The organism is Rheinheimera tangshanensis (genome assembly GCF_014645135.1).
GTDB lineage: Bacteria > Pseudomonadota > Gammaproteobacteria > Enterobacterales > Alteromonadaceae > Pararheinheimera > Pararheinheimera tangshanensis.
The window spans coordinates 284,409-307,919 of sequence record NZ_BMLH01000003.1 but is presented as its reverse complement, the minus strand read 5'-3'; the positions used below and the strand labels follow the sequence as shown (position 1 = coordinate 307,919).

The window sequence follows — 23,511 nt, the reverse complement described above, 5'->3', positions numbered from 1 at the left end:
TAGCAAAGCTATGCCCAGCCAGAACTAGAGCTTTTGCTGCTGGCGTAAAGTATTTGGCAAAGAAAAGGCCATTAAAGTGGCCCCTAAAGCCGCCACTGCAGCACTGACAAAAGTTAAAGTAGCGCCTGGTCCATCAGCCCACAATATACCGGCACAATAAGCCCCTATAGCACCACCGCCACCGTAAACCACACCAGCATACAAGGCCTGGCCACGACTACGCTGCGCCGGGGCAAAAAAGCTTTGAATAAACTGCATAGCGCAACTGTGTGCCAGCGCAAAACTGGCAGCATGGAATAACATACTAAACGCCAGCCAGTGCCAGTGTTGTGCCAGATAAGCCACAATCAACCAACGCAGCACCGTCAGACCGTAACAAAAGGTCAGCAGCCCCCTGTAGCTAAAGCGGTTAAGCACTTTTCCTGCATAAAAAAACGCAATAATTTCCGCCAGTACCGCCAGCGCTATCATCATGCCCGAGGTCACACCGCTGTAACCTAAATCGCGGCAATACAAAATAAAGAAACCATAAAAAGGCGCAAAACTGATTTGCATTAAAAAAGTTGCGGCCATAAAACGTAAAAACACCGGATGCTTAAACAAGGTGCGAAAACGAATCGACTGCTGCCCTTCGGTGTTTTTCATGGTAAAAGAAGGCAATAAAAACAGAGTTCCCAGCAGCAGAGCCAAAAATACAGTAGCGCCCCAGGGTAAAAATTCTGAGCCAAAATGTTGTAGTAACAAACCGCCCAGCATCACGACCAGGATGTAGCCGACACTGCCAAAACTGCGGACCCGGCCATAGACACTACTGTCGTTATTCAGATAATGAAAGGCGCTGACTTCCAGCTGCGGTAAAATTGCAGTCCAGAATAAACTGAACAACCCCAACCCCAGCACCAGAGGCCAATAGCCAAAATCAACATAACTGCTGAGCCAGCCAATGGATGCCAGCACAGCGCCAAAACGCATGACGCTGATGGGGTCGCCTTTACGCTCCACCACCATAGCCCACAAGCTCGGGCCAATAATACGACTGGTGGTGACTATCGCCAGCAACAAACCTATATCGTGAGAGTTAAAACCGCGGCCATCAAGAAACATCGGCAGGTAAGGTACAAAAATGCCTAACACGGCAAAATAGGCAAAGTAAGCAAGTCCCAGGGCTGGGGTGGTAGCAAGTTTCATCGGGTCAGAGCCTTGGCTCTGCACCTTGTTCAACAAGGGCAGAGCAAAATTACAATTGAAAAACAGGTCTTCGATAAACAGGTCTGAGCTTAAGCTCAGACCTTTGATTAAGGCTGCCTTGCAATATCTGGTGTTGTGACGACCACATCAGCATTTTGTGCTCTGTGCCGCAGGAAATGATCCATCAGTACTATCGCCAGCATAGCTTCGGCTATAGGCACAGCCCGAATACCAACACAAGGATCGTGACGGCCTTTGGTGATCATCTCTGTTTCTTCACCACTGGTGGTAATAGTTTTACCTGCAATGCTGATACTTGATGTAGGTTTTAACGCAATACTGACGTTAACATCCTGACCAGAGGTAATACCCCCTAAAGTGCCACCTGCGTGGTTGGCGCTAAAACCTGCTAAGCGCAGCTCATCGCGATGGGTAGACCCCCGTTGTTCAACTACGGCAAAACCATCACCTATTTCGACGGCCTTCACCGCATTAATACTCATCATGGCATGGGCAATATCGGCATCAATGCGGTCGAACACAGGCTCTCCCCAACCCACAGGCACACCGGAGGCCACCACATTGATGCGGGCTCCTACTGAATCACCGTCTTTTTTCAGCTGACGCATATACTCATCTAACTGCTCGAGCACGTCGACATCAGGGCAGAAAAAAGCATTTTGTTCCACCTGGTCCCAATCCAGCTTTTGCGCTTTGATTGGGCCAAGCTGCGCCAGATAACCACGAATTTCGATACCAAACTTCGCTTTTAAGTACTGCTTGGCAATAGCACCAGCGGCCACACGAACTGCAGTTTCACGGGCTGACGAGCGGCCGCCACCGCGGTAATCGCGAATACCAAATTTATGCCAGTAAGTGTAATCGGCATGACCAGGGCGGAACAGGTCTTTAATAGCAGAATAGTCCTGTGAGCGCTGATCAGTATTTTCAATCAGTAAGCCGATGGATGCTCCCGTACTGTAACCTTCGAACACACCGGATAAAATTTTAACGATATCATCCTCTCGACGTGCCGTGGTGTAACGTGAGGTGCCAGGTTTGCGTCTGTCTAATTCGTGCTGAATTTGCTCCAGGTCGAGCTTTAAGCCAGGCGGCAAACCATCCACTATGCCACCAATGGCTGGGCCATGGCTTTCACCAAAGGTGGTCACTTTAAAGAGTTGGCCTATAGAATTACCCGACATCTTCTGCTCCTGAGTCTTGTTCTCTGTTCTGACGAATTACGCTTCTAAACTATGCTGATGTTTCACCAGGTCAGCTTTGCTGATGGCAAATACCCCTAAACCACCGCGTTCGAATTCCAGCCATTGTAATGGCAAATCCGGATACAGCTCTTGCAGTGCAACCATACTGTTGCCTACTTCACAAATCAGCCAGCCACCGTCATTTAAATGTTCTACCGCTTGCGCCAAAATACGACGAGTCAGCTCCAGACCGTCATGGCCAGAGGCTAACCCTAATTCCGGCTCGTGATGGTATTCATCCGGTAAGTCAGCCATATCCTCTGCATCAACATAAGGCGGATTGGTGACAATCAAGTCGTAAGTCTGACCTTTAATGGCGTTATAACCATCAGACAACATAGGGAACACCTGATACTCCAGCTCATGCTGTTCGATATTAAATATCGCCACATCCAGCGCATCTTCGCTGATATCCAGTGCGTCTACTTCAGCATTTGGAAACTGTTTAGCGCAGGCGATAGCAATACAGCCAGACCCTGTACACAAATCTAAAATACGAGCTGGTTCATGTTCTTTAAACCAGGGCTCGAAGCTGCGACTGATTAGCTCTCCTATCGGCGAACGTGGCACTAACACCCGCTCATCGACATAAAAACTTAAGCCACAGAAAAAGGCCTGCTGCGTCAGATAAGCCGCAGGAATGCGCTGTTCGATGCGTTGCAGTAACAAATCGCAAAAGACTTTGGCTTCAGTGCTGGTGATACGAAGCGGCAACAGGTTTTCGCTAATGCGGGCTATATCCAGACTATGAGCCAGCAGCAAGGCAGCTTCATCCCATGGATTGTCGGTGCCATGACCAAAATAGATATGGGCTTTATTAAACTGACTGACAGACCAGCGTAACCAGTCGTGGATGGAATGCAGCTCGCGGATGGCTTCGTCGATAATTTCCGCAGTCAGATGGCTGCTTTGATGCTCTGTCATTGTGTTTTACTCTAGTGATTGGTTAGACTTCGGGCATGCGAAAAAAAACACCAGTTTCAAATCTTCCTGATGAAGAAAAACAGCTGTTCCGGGACTCGGTAACAGGCGCACGCCCCTTGCAGCAGGACAAGATACCTTTTGCCCGTCAGCCCGGCAAGGTCAGAATGGCCGCTACTTTAACAAATAGCAGTCCAGATAGCCATTTGTTTTACTTTTCAGACCAGTACGAAGGTTTTTTCAGCGACAGTCAAACTCTGGCTTTTGTGCAAACAGGTGATGACCCGACCTTAGCCAGACAATTAAAACGCGGTGAATTTCGCCCCGCTGTGGTCTTGGACTTACATGGTTTAACCCAACAACAGGCCAAAACTGAACTGGCAGCTTTACTGGCGTACTGCGAGCAACAGCACTTTAACTGCGCTTGTGTGGTCCATGGTAAAGGGCTGGGCATACTAGCCAAAAGAGTACCAAACTGGCTGGTACAACATCCGAATGTGCGGGCTTTTCATACGGCCCCCACCGAATGGGGCCGGGATGGTGCGTTACTGGTGTTACTTAGAACTCCGACTTAAGAGACCGATTTTACCAAACGAAGCATACTTGGGCAGGCATATTCCAGCAGTATGCCCCTGTGCTGGTGGTAATCAATGCAGGCTACACCTGCAGTATCAAAAATCGGCGTCTGGCCACTGCGGGTAAAAGCTTCAACCAAAAAACTGACCAGCGGCATATGAGACACCAATAAAATTTTGGTCTGTGGGTTTTCTGCATACAACATATCCAGAAAATCGACCACCAGTTGTGCATTGCCTTCTGGGACCAGATCTGCATTGACTTCAACAGGGTGCGCTGACAGCCCTTTTTGCAGCAAAACTGCGGCAGTTTGCTGTGTCCTGCGATAAGGGCTGGAGAAAATCCGGTCAAATGCACTATAGTGGTGATGCAGCCACTGAGCCATTTCACTGACTTCGGCCTGACCTGCTGCTGTTAACTGTCGTTCACTGTCGCTCAAGTACTGCGGTTCAGCTTCACCGTGCCGCATAATAACCAAATTAACCATTGTTGCTACCAGTTACAACTTCGCGACGCTCGCGAAAAGAGTGCGCTATGATAATGAAAGTTAATGCCGACAGTAACTGCTAATAAAGCATAAAATTGCGTTACTATATTCCTAATCGCTATGATGAACCCTCGCATTCTGTATTTTCAGGGTTCCCGTCACGAGGCATAAATTGAAAAAAATCCAGTTAATGCAAAGCCCTAACGATAAACGTCAATACCTGGCGCTGACTTTATCGAATGATCTCCCTGTTCTTCTGGTGCATCAGCAAGATGCAGAAAAAAGTGCTGCGGCGCTGACAGTGAACGTTGGGCACTTTGATGATCCGGCGGAACGTCAGGGCTTAGCACATTTTCTGGAGCATATGCTGTTTTTGGGCACTGAAAACTATCCGGATGCCGGTGAATATCAGCATTTTATCAACCATCATGGTGGTAGTCATAATGCCTGGACTGGTACTGAACACAGCAGTTTTTTCTTTGATATAGACACAGACTATTTTGAGCAGGCGCTGGACAGATTCGCCGACATGTTCCGCGCACCGCTGTTTCATGCAGATTACATAGAAAAAGAACGTCAGGCCATTGAGGCTGAGTTTTCATTAAAGCTCAAAGACGACAGCAGACGCATTTACCAAGTGCATAAAGAAACGGTCAATCCAGCCCACCCTTTTGCCAAATTTTCGGTGGGTAACTTAACGACCTTGTGTGATACACCGGAGCAAAGCCTGCAACAAGCGGTGCAGCAGTTTTTTGATAGCCATTACGGTACACGCCGTATGACCTTATGTCTGGTGTCACCTTTACCACTGCAACAACTGGAGCAGCTGGTACACCAGTATTTTGACGCTTTACCAAACCATGTTAGTACCAAAGCCCCTCTATCCGAGCCTTTGTATCTGGCCGAACATCAGGCGCTACAACTGGATATCGCGCCACATAAATTCAGTCAGAGGCTGGTCGCCAGTTTCGCCTTACCCGACATCCAGCCCTTGTACAAATACAAGCTGATTTCTTTTTTAGCGCATTTATTAGGAGATGAAGGCTCGGGTTCTTTATTGGCTTATTTAAAAGACCAGGGCTGGGTCAATCAGTTGAGTGCTGGTGGTGGTATAGACGGCAGTAACTACAAAGATTTCACTTTATCTTTCGAACTGACAGAACAAGGCGTTTTAGCCAAAGATCAGATTTTAGAAGCCATGTTTGGTCAGCTGCAGTTACTTCGACAATCCGCCTTTCCAGAGCATTTGTTTCTGGAGCGCCAGCGTTTAGTGCAGTGGAGCTACCTGTATCAAGAGCCCAGCACAGCCCTGCAGGGTGCCTGCGATTTATCCGTCAATATGCAACATTATCCGGTCGATGATTATGTCTATGGGGACTACCGCATGGACCTGCCTCCAGAATCTCTGTATCGCGAGCTGTTGCAGAACTTCCGTCCCGACAATATGAGGGTGATGTTTATTGCACCCGATATAGAAGCCAACCGTGAAGCGCGCTGGTATCAAACCCCTTACCGTGTCCAGCGGCTTACGCACTCTCAGCTGGAACATTATCAACAAGCTCAGGTGCCTGAAGGCAATCATCTGCCAAAGAGCAATCCTTATCTGGTGACAGAGCTGAACTTACTCTCAAACTCTGCACATATGACCAAACCCCAGCTTTTGGTACAGCAGTCTGGCTTTAAGTTGTGGTTTAAAGCCGATACCGACTTTAAAACACCCAAAGGTCATATTTTTGTCCAGCTGAATTTACCCCGTTGTATTCAGTCTGTGGCTCATATGGCGTCCAGCCGGTTATGGCTGGAGTTATTTCAGGATCAGATCAATGAAAGTTTTTATGCCGCCACTACCGCAGGTTTAACTTACCATTTGCATGTCCAGCACAATGGCATCAGTGTGCACAGCAGTGGTTTGGCAGGGAACCAGATTAAGCTAGTCTCAGATTTATTAGCCCAAATGGACTGCTGTCAATTTGACGAACAACGTTTTGATGAAATTAAGCGCCAATTGATCAGACACTGGCAAAATCACAGCAAAAACAAACCAGTCTCTAAACTTTTTAGTCAATTGTCGTCTTTATTACAGCCGTTAAATCCGGATATTGATCAACTGGCTGCAGCGTTACAGCAACTCAGTTACAACGATTTTCTATTGTTTCACCAGCAGTTATTACAACAGGTCTATCTGGATGCTTTTATGGTCGGAAACTGGCGTACTGAAGATGCAACAGAGTTAAGTCAGGCTCTGCAATTGTGGCTATCCAGGCAACAGCAAGGCGACGCTTTACCCCGCCAACGTTTTAATACAGAGGGCATTGGTCCGGTGTGGGTTCAGGTTCAGGTTGAACACAGTGATCAAGCACTGGTGATCTATCTGCCGTCACGACAAAAACGCCCCGAAGATATGGCGCTTTTTATGCTGGCGAATCACTTACTCTCTCCTGAGTATTTCCATGTACTGCGCACCGAGCAGCAGCTGGGTTATTTAGTTGGTACTGGTTATGTACCGATGAATCTGTTGCCTGGTATAGCGTTTTACATTCAGAGTCCGACTGCATCCTGCGCTGATTTATACAAAGCGACTTTGGCGTTTTATAAAAACTTCCTGTGGGAATTAGAAGAGCTGGACGAAGATGAATTTGTGCAGATGAAACAAGGTCTGGCAACCCAAATTAAAGAACGGGACAGCAGCTTAGGTGCCAGAGCAAAACGGCTGTGGCTGGCGATAGGCCAGGGGGATCACCAGTTTGATTTAAACGAGCAGATCGAAAAAGCACTGGAACAACTCAGTCTGACCGATTTTATCGCATTTTTTTATCAGCTGTTGGCACCAGACTATGATGCAATTTTCCTGGCGACAGGAGATAAACCGGATCACAGTCATTTGACTGAACAAAACCCGTTCAATTTATTAGAGAAATTGCCTTTATTGTCGGAATGGCTTTGACAGTGTGGATAACATTAGTTACCGTGAATTGATATCCATTAAAAAAGTCTGACTGTGCGCCTGACTCCAGTTTTACCGCTGCCCTTTGCTGTCATATCAGCCATGCCTCTGCCTGCCGTTGCGGCAGGTTGGGAGCAGTTGCAACCTTACATGTTGACGCTGATCTCCGTCCTGTCGATAGTCGCTTTGGTGCTGGCTCACTTGAGTATTGTAAGGATGCGACGTTATCAGTCGAAGCTCGAGCAAAGTGAAGAGCGTTTACGTTTGTCTTTATGGGGCAGCGGCGATGAGTTATGGGACTGGGATATGAAGGCAGGCCAGTTGTATCGCTCCAGCTCCTGGCATCAGCCCTTAGAGAAACCAGGTGACAGCCAGCAATTTCCGCCGAATCGCTCTGAAATTCATCCACAAGATGTAGAAAGAGTCACCAGCGCACTGCAACAACATATGCATGGTATGACGCCTATTTTCGAAGCCAGCTACCGGATAAAAGCCGCCAACGGCCAATGGATCTGGGTACTCGACCGTGGCAAAGTGGTGCAGTTGAACGAACAAGGCCAGGCTATTCGCATGACTGGTACTTTAAAAAATATTCAGCAATTAAAAGAGACCGAAGAACGTTTAAGCTTATTTGCCCGCTGCCTGGACAATATCTCCGACGCGGTAATGGTCTGTGATACCAATTTTGCCTTATTAGAAGTTAATCCGGCCTTTGTCAGTATGACAGGCAAAAGTCGGGAGTCAGTGTTGCATACCGTGTTTGAGCTTTGCCTCTACCCTGCCCGCTTTTTACATGAAATCCGCCAGTCTTTATTAGAACAAGGTTACTGGGCTGGTGAAATCGAAGACAAAAGACACAATGGGGAGCTATATCAGGCTGAACTGAGTTTTGACGTGATCAAAGATGAACTTGGACAAGTGCAGCAGTTTGTTGGTGTGGTTTCAGACATCAGCGAACGTAAAAAACGCGAAGCGGAACTGAATCGTCTGGCCGATACCGACACCTTAACGGGCTTGCCAAACCGTGCCCGTTTTTCCAGCCACTTAAGCCAACTGGTGCGTGAACAGGTTGAACACGCGCTGTTGGTGTTCGATTTAGACAACTTCAAAAAGATTAACGATTCACTCGGCCATGAGCTCGGTGATACCTTGCTCTGTAAGTTGTCCGAACGCTTAAGTCATTTCACCCGCTTTAAAGCGAAACTCTATCGCCTGGGTGGTGATGAGTTCGCGGTGGTGCTGGAAAATACCAATGATATTCACAGTATCACCAGCCTGGCCAAAGATCTGCTGAAACAAATCAACCTGCCATTTTTTATCGAACAGCACGAACTGGCGATCACCAGCAGTATAGGCATAGTGTTATATCCGGAAGATGGCAGCGACCCTCAGGCACTGCTGCGTAATGCTGACACGGCCATGTACCACGCCAAACATGAAGGTGCCAACCGTTATTTGTTTTTTAACGACTCAATGAACAAGCTGGCAGTGAAACGATTGCAGGTGGAAAACCTGATCCGTCATGGCCTAAAAGAAGACTATTTCACCGTGTTTTATCAGCCCAAAATGGACATAGTCACAGGTCAGTTGGTGGGTATGGAAGCATTGGTACGTTTTATCACACCGAAAAAAGGCTTAATCAGTCCGGCCTCTTTTATTCCTGTGGCAGAAGAAACAGGCCAAATTCTTGAAATTGGTGAAGTGGTTTTGCAAAAAACCTGCGAAGACGTCAAACGCTGGATAGATATGGGGCTGTTTCATGGCCGTGTTGCGGTCAACTTATCAGCCAAACAGTTTATGTTACCCTTTTTGTGTGAGCAGATAGACGACATACTGCAGCGCTCTGAACTGCCCTCTTATCATCTGGAATTAGAAATCACCGAAGGCACAGTGATGCAATCGCCCACTCTGGCGATAGATACCATGAAGAAACTTCGGGCTCGTGGTATTCATTTAGCCATGGATGACTTTGGCACAGGCTACTCGTCTTTGGCCTATTTAAAACAGTTTCCGCTCAATACCTTAAAAATAGATAAAGCCTTTATCGATGATATGAATACAGCCCGTGGCCGCAATATGGTGGACACTATAGTTACCATTGCTCACAACCTGAACCTGACCGTAGTGGCCGAAGGAGTGGAGCAAGCAGAGCAGCTACAACAGCTGAAGCAGCTGCGCTGTGAGATTATTCAAGGCTATTTTTATAGTAAGCCGTTGTCTGCCCATGATTTTGGTTTGTTCTTAAAACAACAGAAACAACAAAAACCCAAACTGACTGCAGTTCCAGGTTAAAAGCAAAAAAGGGGTCAGATCACATTGTTAACTGTTAACAATGTGATCTGACCCCTTTTTCATCTGTTGGTTTAATCTGCGTCGTTATCTACAAAAGAGAAATCTTCACCACCATCTGCAATACGCTTCTTACCGAACACGGTATGAAATTTGCGTTTTTCCTGCAAACGTTGCTTGTACTTCATCCAGACCTTTTCATACTGGCTGGTTGCTTCCTGTTCACCTTTGCAAACAGCGATAAAACGTTGTTCTTCTTCATTGACTGGCTGGCGTGAGCCTGCTTCCAGTTCCTGCATGGCATTGCCATGTTTTTCCAGCAGATTACCCTCTGCCAGAGTAAAGCGCCCGGACCTGGTGAATCCCTTAGGGAAATTCTGGTCATCGAAAAAGCGACGGTTAGCGACAAAACTTTGCTGCATCACTTTTTTCCTCTAATTTTGTTGTATCTACAGCTATCCGAATCAAACTGTGCGCAGTATGGTAAACAAAATCAGACTCGTCAAACAAAAATTTTGCTTTGTCAAAAGAAATGATTTTGGAATGCCACAGAAGCCGCATTTTGTTCAGAAAATAATCGCAACTGATTGACGAATAACCCTTTTAATCCGTCCAAATTGCAAATTTTGATACGTCAGGAATTAGAGGCGAGATCAGTGTTAAAAGAAATTTGAAAAGCGACCGAAAGCGCGGCGTAAAGCCAGTCTTTTATGATTATGAAACAGTGGAAGCACTATAGGTCCTAAGCACAACGCCGCCAAAGCCCAGCGTTTAGCCGCCATACCAGAGCGTAACGCTGCAATATAAACACTAACGCTGCTCAGACAAAAAAGACTCAGGATAAAAACCACACTGAACTCCTGCTTGGTCACACTGCTTAAAAAACCGCCGCACTATACCAGACTGAGCTGAGCTTGGCTTCGAAAAATAACTACAATTGCGACGAAAGTCTGAGTCAGGGTTATAAAAAAGGCGCCGGCAACAACTGCAGCGCCTTTTGGTTATCTGCTTAATTAAGAGGCAGGAGTTGCCGGCAGCAGTGACAAGATAAAAGCGTATTCGTCAGCAATTTCAATCATGCGTGAGAAACGGCCAGATTTGCCGCCATGGCCCGCTTCCATATTGGTACGGAACAGTAAAGGTTGCTGATCGGTTTTAACGGTACGCAGCTTAGCGACCCATTTCGCCGGTTCAAAATACTGTACTTGTGAGTCATGCAAACCTGTAGTGACTAACATGGCAGGATAAGCCTGTTTTTTCACCTGATCATAAGGTGAATAGGACAACATATAGTCGTAATAAACTTTTTGTTTTGGATTACCCCACTCGTCAAACTCATTGGTCGTCAGTGGAATAGACTCATCCAGCATAGTAGTCACCACATCGACAAAAGGCACATGAGCCACCAGGCCACGGTATTTATCCGGAGCCATATTGGCAATAGCGCCCATTAGCAAGCCACCTGCACTGCCGCCCATCGCAAAGACTTTATCTTTCGCAGCATATTTTTCTGCCACCAGGTAATCAGTCACGTCGATAAAGTCGGTGAAGGTGTTGACCTTTTTCAGCAGCTTGCCGTTTTCATACCAGCTGCGGCCCATTTCCTGACCACCACGAATATGAGCTATAGCGTAAACAAAACCCCGGTCGACTAAAGAGATCACTGTACTTCGAAAGGATGGAGAGCTTGAGATCCCATAAGAGCCATAAGCATATTGATACAAAGGGGCTGAGCCGTCTTTTTTCAGACCTTTTTTATACAGCAGGCTGACCGGAATTTGAGTACCGTCTTTGGCCTTGGCCCAAACACGTTCTGTCTGGTAATTGTTTTTATCAAAACCACCTAAAACCTCCTGTTGTTTTAACAAACGTTTTTCACCTGTTTTCATATGCATTTCATAGACAGAAGGTGGAGTCGTCAGGGAGGTGTAGCTGTAACGCAGCCACTGGCTGTTTTGCTCTGGGTTGTTGTCAGTTTTCGCCACGTAAGCCGCTTCGTCGGATTCGACATAGCGGGCTTTGCTTAAATCAGACCATGGCATCAAACGCACTCTGTCCAAACCATTGCTGCGCTCGTTAATCACCAGATAGTCGTTAAAAAGCTGGAAGGAATCAATAAACACATCCGGGTCATGCGCAAGCAGCGGCTGCCAGCGGTCGCGATCACCAATCTGGTCATCATTGACCGTCATCAGGCGGTAGTTAGGCGCATCCCAGTCGGTCATGATGACCCAGCGGTTATTGATATGCTCTACTTCATATTTAAAATCGCGCTGACGCGGGGCTATCGCAGTAAATTTGCCTTTTTTATCGTCGGATTTGAGCACCAGCATTTCATTGGATACTGTGCTGCCGAGCCAAATCACGACGAACTTATCATCGGCACTGTTGCTAACCCCCATGTAAAAACTGCTGTCTTTTTCTTCGTACAGTACTTCGTCCTTGGCAACAGCCTGTCCAAGCGTATGACGACGAACTTTAGTGCCTAATAAAGTTTGCGGATCTTTTTCAATATAAAACAGCTGACTGTTATCTGCCGACCAGGCGATAGAGGCTTCAGCCCCAGTAATAGCCGTGTCTAAGTCTTTGCCTGTACGTAAATCCCGGACTTTGAGCGTGTAATTGCGACGGCCTGTAGTATCTTCTGCATAAGCCAGCAGCTGTTGATCAGGGCTGACCTGAAAGTTGCCAATCTGATAAAAATCTTTGCCATTAGCTAACTCATTGACATTCAGCATCACCTGTTCAGCGCCGCCCGCTTTGGGCTTACGGGCATAAATCGGATACTCTTTGCCTTGCTCATAGCGGGTGTAGTAGGAATAGTCGCCTTTCACCACAGGCACTGTACTGTCGTCCTGTTTAACGCGACCAATAATTTCATCAGCCAAAGTTTTGCTCAGTGTTTTGTATTGGTCTGCATACTGCTGGTAATACTGATTTTCTGCGTTGAGATAAGCCAGAACTTCAGGAGCCTGTCGTTTATCGTCCCGCAACCAATAATAAGGGTCTTGCCTGTCGCCATGTTCTGATTTCACGACATAAGGTTTGACTGGTGCCACAGGGGCTGCAGATGGCATAGCAGCCATCAATTGAAAACTGCTGAGCATAACAACTCCATAACCAAGGATACCGACCGGATTAGGCATATTTCTCTCTCTTTTGTGGTTGGACTGAGTGGTTAAAAACAACAAAACGTTAACACACCAGCAGTTTTACAACCACAGCAAGAACAGTTGATACGACGAATAAGATGTAACAAAACAATGCAGCAGCAAAGCAGCAGTAGCGCGGCAGAAAAAGAAAAGGCTTCTGTCAATAAGAAGCCTTTTGCGGGTCAAAGGAGGACTTAATAAAAAGTCGTGTTTTGCTCTGCTTTTTCCAACAGAAGTTTGCTTGGGGCAAAACGTGCGCCAAAACGACTCTCAAAGCTGCGCAGGTGCGCAACTAAAGTGGCTGACCCCATCTGATCGATATAACGGAAAGGGCCACCTAAGAACGGCGGGAAGCCGATACCGAAGATAGCGCCTATATCACCGTCACGGGCGCTGCTGATAATGCCTTCTTCTAAGCAGCGCACGGCCTCGTTCAGCATTTGCACTGTGCAGCGCAGCGCTATTTGATCGCCGCTGAGCTTAGCCTGCGGGTTTAAACCCAGCACGCTGTAGACTGATGCATCGACCTGCTTTTTACCTTTGGCTTTGGCGCCATAGAGGTAAAACCCTTTTTCGGTTTTACGGCCTTTACGGCCATCCGCCAGTAAGCGGTCAAAAGCCGCTGGTGCAGTAAAACGCTCACCCAATTCATTCAGCAGAATAGGCGATATTTTTGCGCCAACATCTATTCCCACTTCATCCAGTAAAGTAATAGGACCGACTGGGAAACCAAACTTCACCAGCGCTTTGTCCAACGCTTCAACTGGTTCGCCTTCAAGCAAAATATTAGCCGCTTCGTTCATATACAGCGCCAGAATACGGTTGACATAAAAACCTGCACCGTCTTTGACGACTATAGGCGTTTTACCTTGCTTACGGGCAAAAGCCACAGTAGTGGCTATAGTTTCAGCCGAGGTTTTGTCATGAGCTATCACTTCGACCAGTGGCATTTTATCCACAGGAGAGAAGTAATGCAGACCAATCACATTTTCCGGGCGAGCCGCTTTGGCTGCGATCTGGCCTATAGGCAATGAACTGGTGTTGCTGGCAAAAACCGTATGTTCTGAGCAGTTGGCTTCGATATCAGCGACCATCTGTTGTTTTAAGTTTAAATCTTCAAACACAGCTTCGACCACTAAATCCACATCGTGGAAACCGCTGTAATCTGTGGTACCTGTTAGTAAAGACATTTGTTTTTGTACTTCAGTCTTCGTGACAAAACGTTTACGCAGCTTTTTCTCCAGCAGGCTGTAGCTGTATTTCATTGCATTGGAAATACCCTGCTGGCTAATGTCTTTAATCCGCACTGGCACACCGGCTTTAGTGGCGGTAACGTTGGCGATACCACCGCCCATCAGACCACCACCTAAAATAGCGGCTTTGCGCACTTTACGCGGCTGCACATCCCCAGCCCCTGTCTCTTTTTTCATCTGAGTGGTGGCAAAAAATAACGAGCGTAAGGCTTTGGACTCGCTGGTCATGCAGAGCTCACCAAAAGCTTTGGCTTCCACATCCAGGCCTTTATTAAAACCACCGTCCACCCCAGCTTTAATGGCTTTGAGGATTTTCAGCGGTGCCGGGTAATTGCCATGCGTCTTGGCTAAAGTTTGTTTTTCAGCCTGACTAAACAAAATGGCGCGACCAAAAGGCGTTTTTTCCAGCACTTTACCGACAAAGTTCAGTTTGACATCCCGTGCCGCTGGTTTGCCTTTAAGCGCCAGTTGCACCGCCGCCTCCAGCAAAATGCTTTTCGGCACTACGGCATCCACTAAACCGATTTTTTTCGCCTGAGCAGCACGCAGCTGTTTGCCGGTTAAAATCATATCTAATGCTTTTTGAATGCCAACCAGACGAGGCAAACGCTGAGTACCACCGCTGCCTGGCAATAAGCCCAGCTGCACTTCAGGTAAACCCAATACAGTCTTGTTATCTGTAGTGGCAACACGGGCATGACAGGCTAAAGCCAGCTCTAAACCACCACCTAAACAAGGGCCATGAATAGCGGCTACTAACGGAATAGCTAAAGCTTCAAGCTGGTTAAACACCAGTTGGCCCATACGGCCAATGTCTTCAGCTTGCTGCGCTGTAGTGCAGCCATCCAGCATCGATATATCAGCACCAGCGATAAAGGAATCAGCTTTGCCACTGATAATCACCAAACCTTTGATGTCTTTGTTGTTTTTAATTTCGCCAAGGAGAGATTTAATCTCATCAGCAAAAGCAGCTTTAAGCACATTCATGCTCTCGCCAGCTACATCCATGCTGATCACACCAATCTGATCTGGCCTTACTGTTAAACTAAAAGTAGGCTGAGTCATTATTCAGTCTCCACAATCATAGCTGCGCCTAAACCACCTGCCGCGCAGGCTGTGGTTAAACCAATACCACCACCACGACGTTTTAATTCATTTAAGGTTTGAGTAATTAAACGGGTGCCTGTAGCCGCAAAAGGATGGCCGTAAGCCAAAGAGCCACCTATGACGTTAAATTTCGCCATATCAATGTCACCTATGGCTTCAGCTCGGCCCAGTTTTTGTTCAGCAAAAGTTTTGCTGCCAAACATTTTCATATTGGCCAGCGCCTGAGCGGCAAAAGCCTCGTGCATTTCAATCAGGGTTAAGTCAGATAACTTCAAACCAGCGCGATCCAAAGCAATTGGCGTCGCATAAGACGGGCCCATCAGCATATCTTCCCACACGTCGATAGCGGCAAAAGCATAGCTGCGGATATAACCCAGCACTTCATAGCCCATAGCTTTGGCGCGGCTTTCCGTCATCATCAGTACAGCAGAAGCACCATCTGTTAAAGGCGTGCTTGTAGCCGCTGTGACAGTACCAAACTGACGGTCAAATACTGGTTTTAACTTGCTGTAAGATTCCAGTTTGGAATCCATACGAATATTGTTGTCAATTTCAAGGAAGGTTTTGTACGGCTCGATATGAGCGGCCATTACTTCATCTTTTAACAAGCCGTCTTTCCAGGCTTGTGCAGCTAAGCTGTGTGAACGGTGCGCCAGTGCATCCTGATCAGCACGGCTGATACCATGAGTTTTGGCCATTTGCTCCGCCGTATCGCCCATAGACAAGCCCGTGGTGTATTCAGCTACTGCCGGAGGTACTGGCAATAAATCTTTTAAACCTAAACGGCGGAAAATCGCCAGCTTCTGACCAAAAGTTTTGGCTTTGTTTAAATCGACCAAAGCACGACCTAATTTTTTGCTGACGCCAATAGGTAAAACAGAGCTTGAATCTGCACCACCGGCGATGGCGATTTCAGTGTGCCCTGCCATCATACTTTCAGCCACGCTGACCACAGACTGGAAACTGGTGGCGCAAGCACGGGTCACACTAAAGGCATCGGTATGCACATTCATGCCCGTACCTAATACGATTTCACGGGCAATGTTTGGCGCTTCCGGCATCTGTACAACTTGACCAAAAACCAATTGATCTATTAACTTGGGCGACAGCTCGCTGCGGATCAGCAGCTCGTTCACCACCAGCTTGCCCAGCTCCAGTGCTGAAACACCATGGAATTCGGTGGCTTGTTTTGCAAATGGAGTACGCAGACCACGCACTATGGCGATACGGTCTCCCTGACGTGTGGTAAGTTGTATTGGCGCAGCCATGAACAATCCTCTTAATGTGACTCGTGACAGGTCTGACCTGTAGTTACTTTTGATTGTAACCAGAGATTAGACAAATTAAAACACTTGTTTTAAAACGTCTTGAACCTTATATAAAAGCAAGTGGTCTTAGCCTAGCTTTTTTTCAAGCTAACTGCTTGGAAAACAAACAACAATAAGTCATGACGATAACTAAAAAACAGTAGTGAGTATTATGGTAAAGGCATTCTCCGCTTTAAAAGACTATCTGGACAGTCAGGTCTTAGGTCAGCATGCGCTGACGGAAGGTATTTTGTTGGCGTTATTGGCCAATGGTCATTTGCTGGTGGAAGGCCCACCGGGTTTAGCTAAAACCCGTGCGGTGAATGCGCTGGCTCACGGCGTTGAAGGCCGTTTTCACCGCATTCAGTTTACGCCGGATTTATTACCCGCTGATTTAACAGGCACAGATATCTATCGCCCTGAAACAGGCCAATTTGAATTTCAGGCTGGTCCTTTATTTCACCATATTATTTTGGCCGACGAAATTAACCGCGCACCGGCTAAAGTGCAGTCGGCTTTGTTAGAAGCTATGGCGGAAAAACAAATTACGGTAGGACGCAAAACTTATGCGCTGCCCGAACTGTTTTTAGTCATGGCCACACAAAACCCACTAGAGCAGGAAGGCACTTATCCATTGCCTGAAGCGCAGCTGGACCGTTTTTTATTGCACCTGAAAGTCGATTACCCGGATGCAGCTACTGAACTGGCTATTCTGCGTTTAACCCGCGGTGAAGCTTTAGCCCATGTCAAAGCCAAATTAAGCCCTATTAGTCAGGCCGATATTTTTGCTGCCCGTCAGGATATTTTAAAACTGCACATGGCCGAAAGTCTGGAAAACTACATAGTGCAGCTGGTGATGGCAACCCGAAACGCCAAAGCTTATAGCGAGCAACTTGCCAAATGGATAGCTTATGGCGCCAGTCCACGCGCCAGTATTGCATTGGAGCGCTGCGCCCGTGCTAAAGCCTGGTTAGAAGGCCGTGATTTTGTTACGCCAGATGATATTCAGGCGGTATTTTTTAATGTGTTACGTCATCGTCTGATTTTAACCTACGATGCCGAAGCTCAGGGTTTAAGCACAGATGATGTGCTCAGAGAGATTTTAAAACTGGTTCCGGTTGCCTGATGTGGCTTTGATGAATACCCAACTTCAGCTTGAACAACTGGCCACAGACGGTATCCATCTGGATTTACCGCAGCTTTTGGCCTATCAGCGCCACCATGCTTTGCTGGATTTAGCTCCCAAAATGGCCATCCAAAGTAAGCTGGCAGGTAGTTATCTTGCCCGCAGTAAAGGCCGAGGTATGGAGTTTGATGAAGTACGGCATTACCAGATCGGTGATGACGTGCGTACCATCGACTGGCGGGTGACTGCCCGCACAGGCAAAGTACACACTAAGCTATTTCGCGAAGAAAAAGAGCGTCCGGTTTTTATCCTGACCGACTTATCCGAGTCGATGCGCTTTGGCACAAAGTTATTGCTTAAGTCAGTGCAGGCAGCACATTTAGCGGCTTTATTGGCCTGGCATGTGCGTGAAACCGGCGACAAATTGGGTGGTCTGATCTTTAGTGAACAACAACTGCTGGAGCTTAAACCTGCAGCTCGCAGTCAGGCGGTATTACGCTATTTAAACGCACTGATTAAGATTCAGCAAAACCAGGGGATGGCGGCAGAGTCCAATCTTAATCATGCTTTGGGTTTAATGCGGCGTTTAGCCCGTCCTGGATCACTTCTTTTTGTGATCTCAGATTTCAGCACACTTGACGCACAAGGCTTGCGTCATTTACAGGCGATGCGCCAGCATAATGAAATTCGTTGTGTGCATATTACCGACCCTTTGGATTTACAACTGCCCTTGTCCGCTTCAGGTTTAGCTGCAGTGACTGACGGCCAGCAACTCAAAACTCTGGACTTGGGCTCATCGAGCTTAAAAGACAGTTACAAGCAGCAACAAAGCCAGTGGCAGCAAGCCTTGCAACTGAATTTAAAAAAGCTGAACTGCCGCTATTTGGAAATCAGCGCTGCTTTGCCTTTAATTGAACAATTAAACAGGAGTTGGCCTGATGGCGAACACTGAACCGCAACTGGCGTTAGTTGATATACAGGAACCAGTGCTCAATACCTTCTGGCCACCGGCGCCAGGTTGGTGGTTGCTCGCTGTGCTGGTTGTTTTATTCATGGCTTATGGCTTTCGTTTTTTCTGGCAAAAATGGCAAAAAGCCTTACCTTTACGCCAGGCAAAAGCAGAGTTGCGCCTGATCAACAGGCCAGAGCAGAGTGCGCAATTAAACGAACTATTAAAACGACTGGTGCATTGCTACAGCCCACGACATCCGGTGTTGTCTGCGCCTGTGCAGCAATGGCAGGATTTTTTACAGCAGCAATTACCACTACAATCGTTACCTGACCTACAAAGCTTGTTGTATAAATCAGCGCCCACAGAAGGCGATTTTTCCGCTTATCTGCAGTTTGCTACACAGTGGCTAAATAAAGTTTGTGTCAAACAGCTGGAGCGGCTTTGATGTTTGAATTCAGCTACCCCTGGTTATTGATCCTGCTGCCTCTGCCCTTGCTGCTGCGACGTAAAACTCAGCAACAAGGCAGCCCGCTCAAACACAAAGCCTTAATTCAGGTTAGCGGTCAAAATTCTGGTTTAGCCAGCAAAGCCCCACGATCTGTTAAAACTTTACTCGCACTCCTATGCTGGTGTTTTTTAGTGCTCAGTGCCACTCAACCTAAATGGCTGGGTGAAACCGTGACCTTGCCACAACAAGGCCGCGATTTAATGTTAGCGCTGGATTTATCTGGTTCTATGGCCATCAGTGATATGCAGCATCAGGGTCAAAGCATTGACCGATTGAAGGCCGTCAAGCTGGTGGTCAGCGACTTTATTCAGCAGCGTAAGGGCGACCGGATAGGTCTTATTTTATTTGGTGACGCAGCTTATCAACAAACCCCTTTAACTTATGATTTAACCACTATTCAAACCATGTTGGATGAAGCGGTTCGGGGCTTGGTCGGTGAACGTACTGCGATAGGCGAAGCCATAGGCTTAGCTGTAAAACGCTTAAACACCTATGAAACCTCAAACAAAGTACTGATTTTATTAAGTGATGGCGCCAACACTGCGGGCGTGATCCAACCCTTGGAGGCCTTGCAACTGGCTAAAGCGGCTGGAGTAAAAATTTATACTGTAGGCGTCGGTGCAGAACAAATGGTGCAACAAAGCATTTTTGGCCGCCAATTGATTAACCCATCGCAGGATTTGGATGAAGTGCTGCTGACACGTATCGCAGAAGAAACAGGGGGCAAGTATTTCCGGGCCCGGGATTTAGCTGAACTGGCACAAATTTATAAGCTGCTGGATCAGTTAGAACCGATAGAACGCGACCAAATTAGTTATAGACCACAACAAAGTCTGTTGCACTGGCCCTTATTAGCGGCATTGTTTTGTTCTGTGTTGCTTGCCTTGGGCCAGATCCAATGGTCTGGGAGATTTAAAAATGTGGGCTGATTTTCACTGGTTAAGACCAGAGTATTTCTGGTTGCTGCTCCCCACTGTGCTGATTTGGGGTTTATTTGCCAAACTATGTCGCCCCCAAAGCGCCTGGCAACATTGCATAGCACCTCATTTGCAAAAAGAGCTGTTAACAGTGCCTGCTCTGCAGCGACAAAAACCTGTACTGTGGCTATTGTTGCTCATCTGGCTGATTAGCCTGATAGCTCTGGCTGGACCAAGTTGGCAACGTTTACCCCAGCCGGTGTTTCAACTAAAAAAAGCCACTGTGATCCTGATGGATATGTCGATGTCGATGCGTGCCACGGACTTATCGCCGGACCGTTTTACTCAGGCCCGTTTTAAAGCGCTGGACTATATCGATGGTATTAAAGAAGGTGAATTGGCTTTGGTCAGTTTTGCCGGTGACGCTTTTGTGATATCCCCTTTAACTCAGGATCACAATAACGTACGGCTGCTTTTGCCCGAACTCAGCCCCGATATCATGCCGGTGCAGGGTTCTAACCTGGAGGCAGCCCTGCTCTTGGCTGACCAGCTTTTAAAACAAGGGGGTTATCTGCAAGGTGATGTGGTGCTTTTTACCGATGGCTTTGCTTCCTCTGACTACACCCGCTTGCGTGAACTGATGGATAACTTTCCCCACCGCTTGTCTGTGCTGGCCTTTGGCACATCACAAGGAGCCCCGGTGCGGTTGAGCAATGGTGAGCTGTTAAAAGACCGCCAGGGCGCAATTGTCCTTCCCAGAGTCCCTTTGGTGCAGTTGCAACAATTGGCAGAGTTGCGCTCCGGTGTGTTTGCGGTAGCAAGTTCAGAAGAGAGCGATATTCAGGCCCTGTTGGCATTAAAACCTCTGGATAAAAAAGCAGACAGTGACGATCAGCAAAAACTTTTTGGTGATCAATGGCAGGACAATGCGGTTTATCTGGTCTGGTTATTGCTCCCACTCGCTTTATGGCTACACAAACGTGGTGCGCTGACTGTGTTTGTACTGGTACTTTTTATGCCAAAGGCTGAAGCTTTTGAATGGAGTGACCTGTGGCAAACTCAACAACAAAAAGCCCAACAAGCCTATCAGCAAGGCGATTACGCAACTGCCTGGCAGCGTTTTGAAGACCCTTTATGGAAAGGGAATGCCGCCTATAAAGCGCAGGATTATGCCGCAGCTGAGCAGTCTTATCGCCAGCTGGATACTGCAGATGCGCTTTATAACCTCGGCAATAGCCTGGCACAGCAACAAAAGTACCAGCAGGCGATAGAGGCCTACGAGCAAACGCTGACAAAAAATCCACAGTTTGAAAAAGCGCAGCAAAACCTGGATACGGTGAAAAAAGCGCTGGAACAGCAAAAGCAGCAACAGCAGCAACAGCAGCAACAAAAAGGGGATGGCGAGCAGCAGGACCAGCAGCAAGAAGATCAATCCGGCGACCAGTCCGGAGAAAAAGCTGAAGGTTCGGGTTCAAAACAACAATCAAAAGAGCAGCAATCCTCTGAACAGCAGTCTGCTGAACAAGGTAATGATGCCGCTTCACAAAAAGATCAGCCGCCTGGTCAAACTGAACAACAGCAAAAACAACAAGAGCAGCAACAAGCTTCAGAACAGGCAGAACAAGACAAAGACAACAAAGAAACTCAGCAACAAAAGGCTATTTCGCAAGCCTGGCCGAATGCTAATGCTGAACAAAGTCAGCAACTGGATAATCTATTGCGCAAAGTGCAAGATGACCCTTCGTTGTTATTGCGTCGCAAGATGGCGATTGAATATCAAAAACGTCGTTATGACCAACCACCAGCCGGAGTTGTTGAAGAATGGTAAAGCAGTGGTTCTGCCTGTTGTTAATACTAAGTAGTCCTGCCTGGGCCTTGACTGAATTAAAGGTATCTTTGGATAAGAATCCTTTGTTACTAGGTGAAACAGCGGTGCTGGAGTTGGTCGCCGATGATCAGGTTGCCACTCAGCCTGATTTTTCCGTATTGGATAAAGATTTTCTGGTGCAGGGTCCTTCGCTCGGCCAGCAAATGCAAATCGTCAATGGAAAAGCCAGCCGTACCACCAGTTGGCGTCTGTTACTCAAGGCCAAACAACAGGGCACTTTTATCATTCCATCTTTTGAGATTGAAGGTGTTAGTTCCACGGCTATTGAAGTCGAAGTGGTCGAAGGTTCAGCGCAGACTCAAACCGATAACGACGCTCAGCTGTTTTTACAAAGTAGTCTGGACAGCACTCAGCTTTATGTACAGCAGCTGGCGTATCTGGAAGTAAAAATCTTTTTTCAGGGCGACTTACAGCGAGGTTCGCTGAGTGAGCCCAAAGTAGAAGGTCTGAGCATCGAGCAACTGGGTAAAGATAAAGAAGGTTCTGAGCTGGTGAACGGAGAACGTTACCGCACCTTTACCCGTCAATACCGTGTGATCCCTGAGCGCAGTGGCACTTTTGTGCTGCCAGGCTCAGTCCTCAGCGGTGAAATGCTCGACAGAAACTCTGGTCGTTATGACTATTTTGCTCAAACCAAAGCGGTCAGTGCTAAGGCCAATGACATAACCATTGAGGTGGCGGCGAAACCGGATAACTTCCCTGGCGACTGGCTCATCGCTGATTTGGTCAGCCTGAATGAAGAATGGAGTCCGGCAACCGATCAGCTCACTCAAGGCGAGCCTGTCACCCGCACTATTACCATCACAGCACTGGATGTGGCAGAGCACCAGTTGCCGGATTTAACTCTTGACACTCCTGATGGTGTAAAACTTTATAAAGAACAACCTCATGCCAAGCAAGCCGAACGCAATGGCACCCTGGTCTCTCAAAAAGTATTCAGCATGGCAGTCGTTGCCAATCAAGCTGGTGAACTGGTTTTGCCGGAGGTGAAATTGCCCTGGTGGAACAAAAAGACCAACTCAGTGCATTACGCCACGTTGCCGGAAAAGCGCTTAACAGTGCAGCTGAATCCTGAATTACCCCAACAAAATGCAGCACCTGTGATTATACCAACAGCACAACCGCCCTTAAGTGGAACTGCAGTGGAAAATCCGTGGCAATGGAACCACACCAGCACGCTGCTCAGTCTGCTCTGGCTGAGCTCTGTGGCTGTATTGCTTTGGTTCAGACCAACAAAAGTTGTAGCCAAGTCAACTATTCAGCCTGCAGATATAGCCAAAGCAAATCCCAAAAAGTTGCAGAATGCTTGCCATAACAATGATGCACCTGCAGCACGACAGTGGCTGATGCTATGGGCAGAACAGCAATTCGGCCGCCCACCTGCCTCATTAACTGAATTAGCTGACTGGTGTAAAGATCCGGCTTTTGCAGAGCAATTACAGCTGTTAAACCAACAGCTGTATCAGAAAAATCAGCAAAGCTGGCAAGGGAAAGCCTTGTGGATTTGCTGGTCAAAACTAGTATTGGAAAAAGCCACTGCTTCATCAGCCTTGCCTGAGCTCTATCCACACTAGAGCCTGTTGAGGTTTTGAGAATAACTTTTGTTCACTCTGGAGATCAGCCGTGATTGG

Annotated in this window: 17 protein-coding genes; 9 read left to right on the top strand and 8 right to left on the bottom strand. The window is 47.4% G+C overall.

The genetic code is table 11. The features are described from left to right. Positions 1 to 24: 24 nt before the first annotated feature. The 3 genes from IEW88_RS08670 to prmB form a co-directional block, all read right to left on the bottom strand. The gene (locus IEW88_RS08670; RefSeq protein ID WP_147903704.1) at positions 25 to 1,188 is read right to left on the bottom strand and encodes an MFS transporter; all 1,164 of its coding nucleotides are present in this window, start codon (positions 1,186 to 1,188) and stop codon (positions 25 to 27) included. A 107-nt stretch (positions 1,189 to 1,295) separates the two neighbouring features. Continuing rightward, positions 1,296 to 2,393 (bottom strand): chorismate synthase, encoded by a 1,098-nt coding sequence (gene aroC, locus IEW88_RS08665; protein WP_147903705.1) that lies wholly within the window; start codon positions 2,391 to 2,393, stop codon positions 1,296 to 1,298. A gap of 36 nt (positions 2,394 to 2,429) precedes the next feature. Beyond that, positions 2,430 to 3,377 carry a 50S ribosomal protein L3 N(5)-glutamine methyltransferase gene (prmB, locus tag IEW88_RS08660; protein ID WP_147903706.1) on the bottom strand — a complete coding sequence of 316 codons (948 nt, stop codon included), beginning with the start codon at positions 3,375 to 3,377 and terminating at the stop codon, positions 2,430 to 2,432. A gap of 35 nt (positions 3,378 to 3,412) precedes the next feature. Between prmB and smrB the strand changes: the two genes are divergently transcribed. Then, on the top strand, positions 3,413 to 3,949 hold the full coding sequence (smrB, locus tag IEW88_RS08655; protein WP_147903707.1) for an endonuclease SmrB: 537 nt from the start codon (positions 3,413 to 3,415) through the stop codon (positions 3,947 to 3,949). Here the strand turns inward: smrB and sixA are convergent. Beyond that, a complete protein-coding gene (gene sixA / locus IEW88_RS08650) occupies positions 3,946 to 4,437 on the bottom strand; it encodes a phosphohistidine phosphatase SixA (protein WP_053424730.1) in 492 nt (163 codons plus the stop codon). The genes smrB and sixA overlap by 4 nt on opposite strands. Positions 4,438 to 4,609: 172 nt before the next feature. On the opposite strand from sixA, the gene IEW88_RS08645 reads away from it, so the two are divergent. Then, entirely contained in the window at positions 4,610 to 7,381 is a 2,772-nt protein-coding gene (locus IEW88_RS08645) for an insulinase family protein (protein WP_147903708.1), read from the top strand. Between the two features lie 54 nt (positions 7,382 to 7,435). Continuing rightward, complete coding sequence (locus IEW88_RS08640) at positions 7,436 to 9,673, top strand: putative bifunctional diguanylate cyclase/phosphodiesterase (RefSeq protein ID WP_147903709.1); 2,238 nt, start codon at positions 7,436 to 7,438, stop codon at positions 9,671 to 9,673. Positions 9,674 to 9,744: 71 nt separating this feature from the next. Here the strand turns inward: IEW88_RS08640 and IEW88_RS08635 are convergent, their stop codons facing one another. The 4 genes from IEW88_RS08635 to fadI form a co-directional block, all read right to left on the bottom strand. Beyond that, entirely contained in the window at positions 9,745 to 10,092 is a 348-nt protein-coding gene (locus IEW88_RS08635) for a MaoP family protein (protein WP_053424731.1), read from the bottom strand. Positions 10,093 to 10,683: 591 nt separating this feature from the next. Continuing rightward, complete coding sequence (locus IEW88_RS08630; RefSeq protein ID WP_147903711.1) at positions 10,684 to 12,777, bottom strand: S9 family peptidase; 2,094 nt, start codon at positions 12,775 to 12,777, stop codon at positions 10,684 to 10,686. Between the two features lie 239 nt (positions 12,778 to 13,016). Beyond that, positions 13,017 to 15,140, bottom strand: coding sequence for a fatty acid oxidation complex subunit alpha FadJ (fadJ, locus tag IEW88_RS08625; RefSeq protein ID WP_147903712.1), 2,124 nt, complete (start codon positions 15,138 to 15,140; stop codon positions 13,017 to 13,019). Then, positions 15,140 to 16,450: an acetyl-CoA C-acyltransferase FadI gene (gene fadI, locus IEW88_RS08620; RefSeq protein ID WP_053424735.1), complete on the bottom strand. Its 1,311-nt coding sequence runs from the start codon at positions 16,448 to 16,450 to the stop codon at positions 15,140 to 15,142. Before fadI ends, fadJ begins: the two co-directional genes overlap by 1 nt. Positions 16,451 to 16,661: 211 nt before the next feature. Between fadI and IEW88_RS08615 the strand changes: the two genes are divergently transcribed. The 6 genes from IEW88_RS08615 to IEW88_RS08590 are packed head-to-tail and all read left to right on the top strand — an operon-like array spanning position 16,662 to position 23,454. After that, a complete protein-coding gene (locus IEW88_RS08615) occupies positions 16,662 to 17,615 on the top strand; it encodes an AAA family ATPase (RefSeq protein WP_147903713.1) in 954 nt (317 codons plus the stop codon). Between the two features lie 10 nt (positions 17,616 to 17,625). Then, a complete protein-coding gene (locus IEW88_RS08610; RefSeq protein WP_147903714.1) occupies positions 17,626 to 18,567 on the top strand; it encodes a DUF58 domain-containing protein in 942 nt (313 codons plus the stop codon). Beyond that, positions 18,554 to 19,012 (top strand): DUF4381 domain-containing protein, encoded by a 459-nt coding sequence (locus tag IEW88_RS08605; RefSeq protein ID WP_147903715.1) that lies wholly within the window; start codon positions 18,554 to 18,556, stop codon positions 19,010 to 19,012. The genes IEW88_RS08610 and IEW88_RS08605 overlap by 14 nt, the downstream gene beginning before the upstream one ends. After that, the gene (locus tag IEW88_RS08600; protein WP_147903716.1) at positions 19,012 to 20,004 is read left to right on the top strand and encodes a vWA domain-containing protein; all 993 of its coding nucleotides are present in this window, start codon (positions 19,012 to 19,014) and stop codon (positions 20,002 to 20,004) included. The genes IEW88_RS08605 and IEW88_RS08600 overlap by 1 nt, the downstream gene beginning before the upstream one ends. Further along, on the top strand, positions 19,994 to 21,820 hold the full coding sequence (locus tag IEW88_RS08595; RefSeq protein ID WP_147903717.1) for a VWA domain-containing protein: 1,827 nt from the start codon (positions 19,994 to 19,996) through the stop codon (positions 21,818 to 21,820). Before IEW88_RS08600 ends, IEW88_RS08595 begins: the two co-directional genes overlap by 11 nt. Then, positions 21,814 to 23,454 carry a BatD family protein gene (locus IEW88_RS08590; protein ID WP_147903718.1) on the top strand — a complete coding sequence of 547 codons (1,641 nt, stop codon included), beginning with the start codon at positions 21,814 to 21,816 and terminating at the stop codon, positions 23,452 to 23,454. Before IEW88_RS08595 ends, IEW88_RS08590 begins: the two co-directional genes overlap by 7 nt. Positions 23,455 to 23,511: the final 57 nt, after the last annotated feature.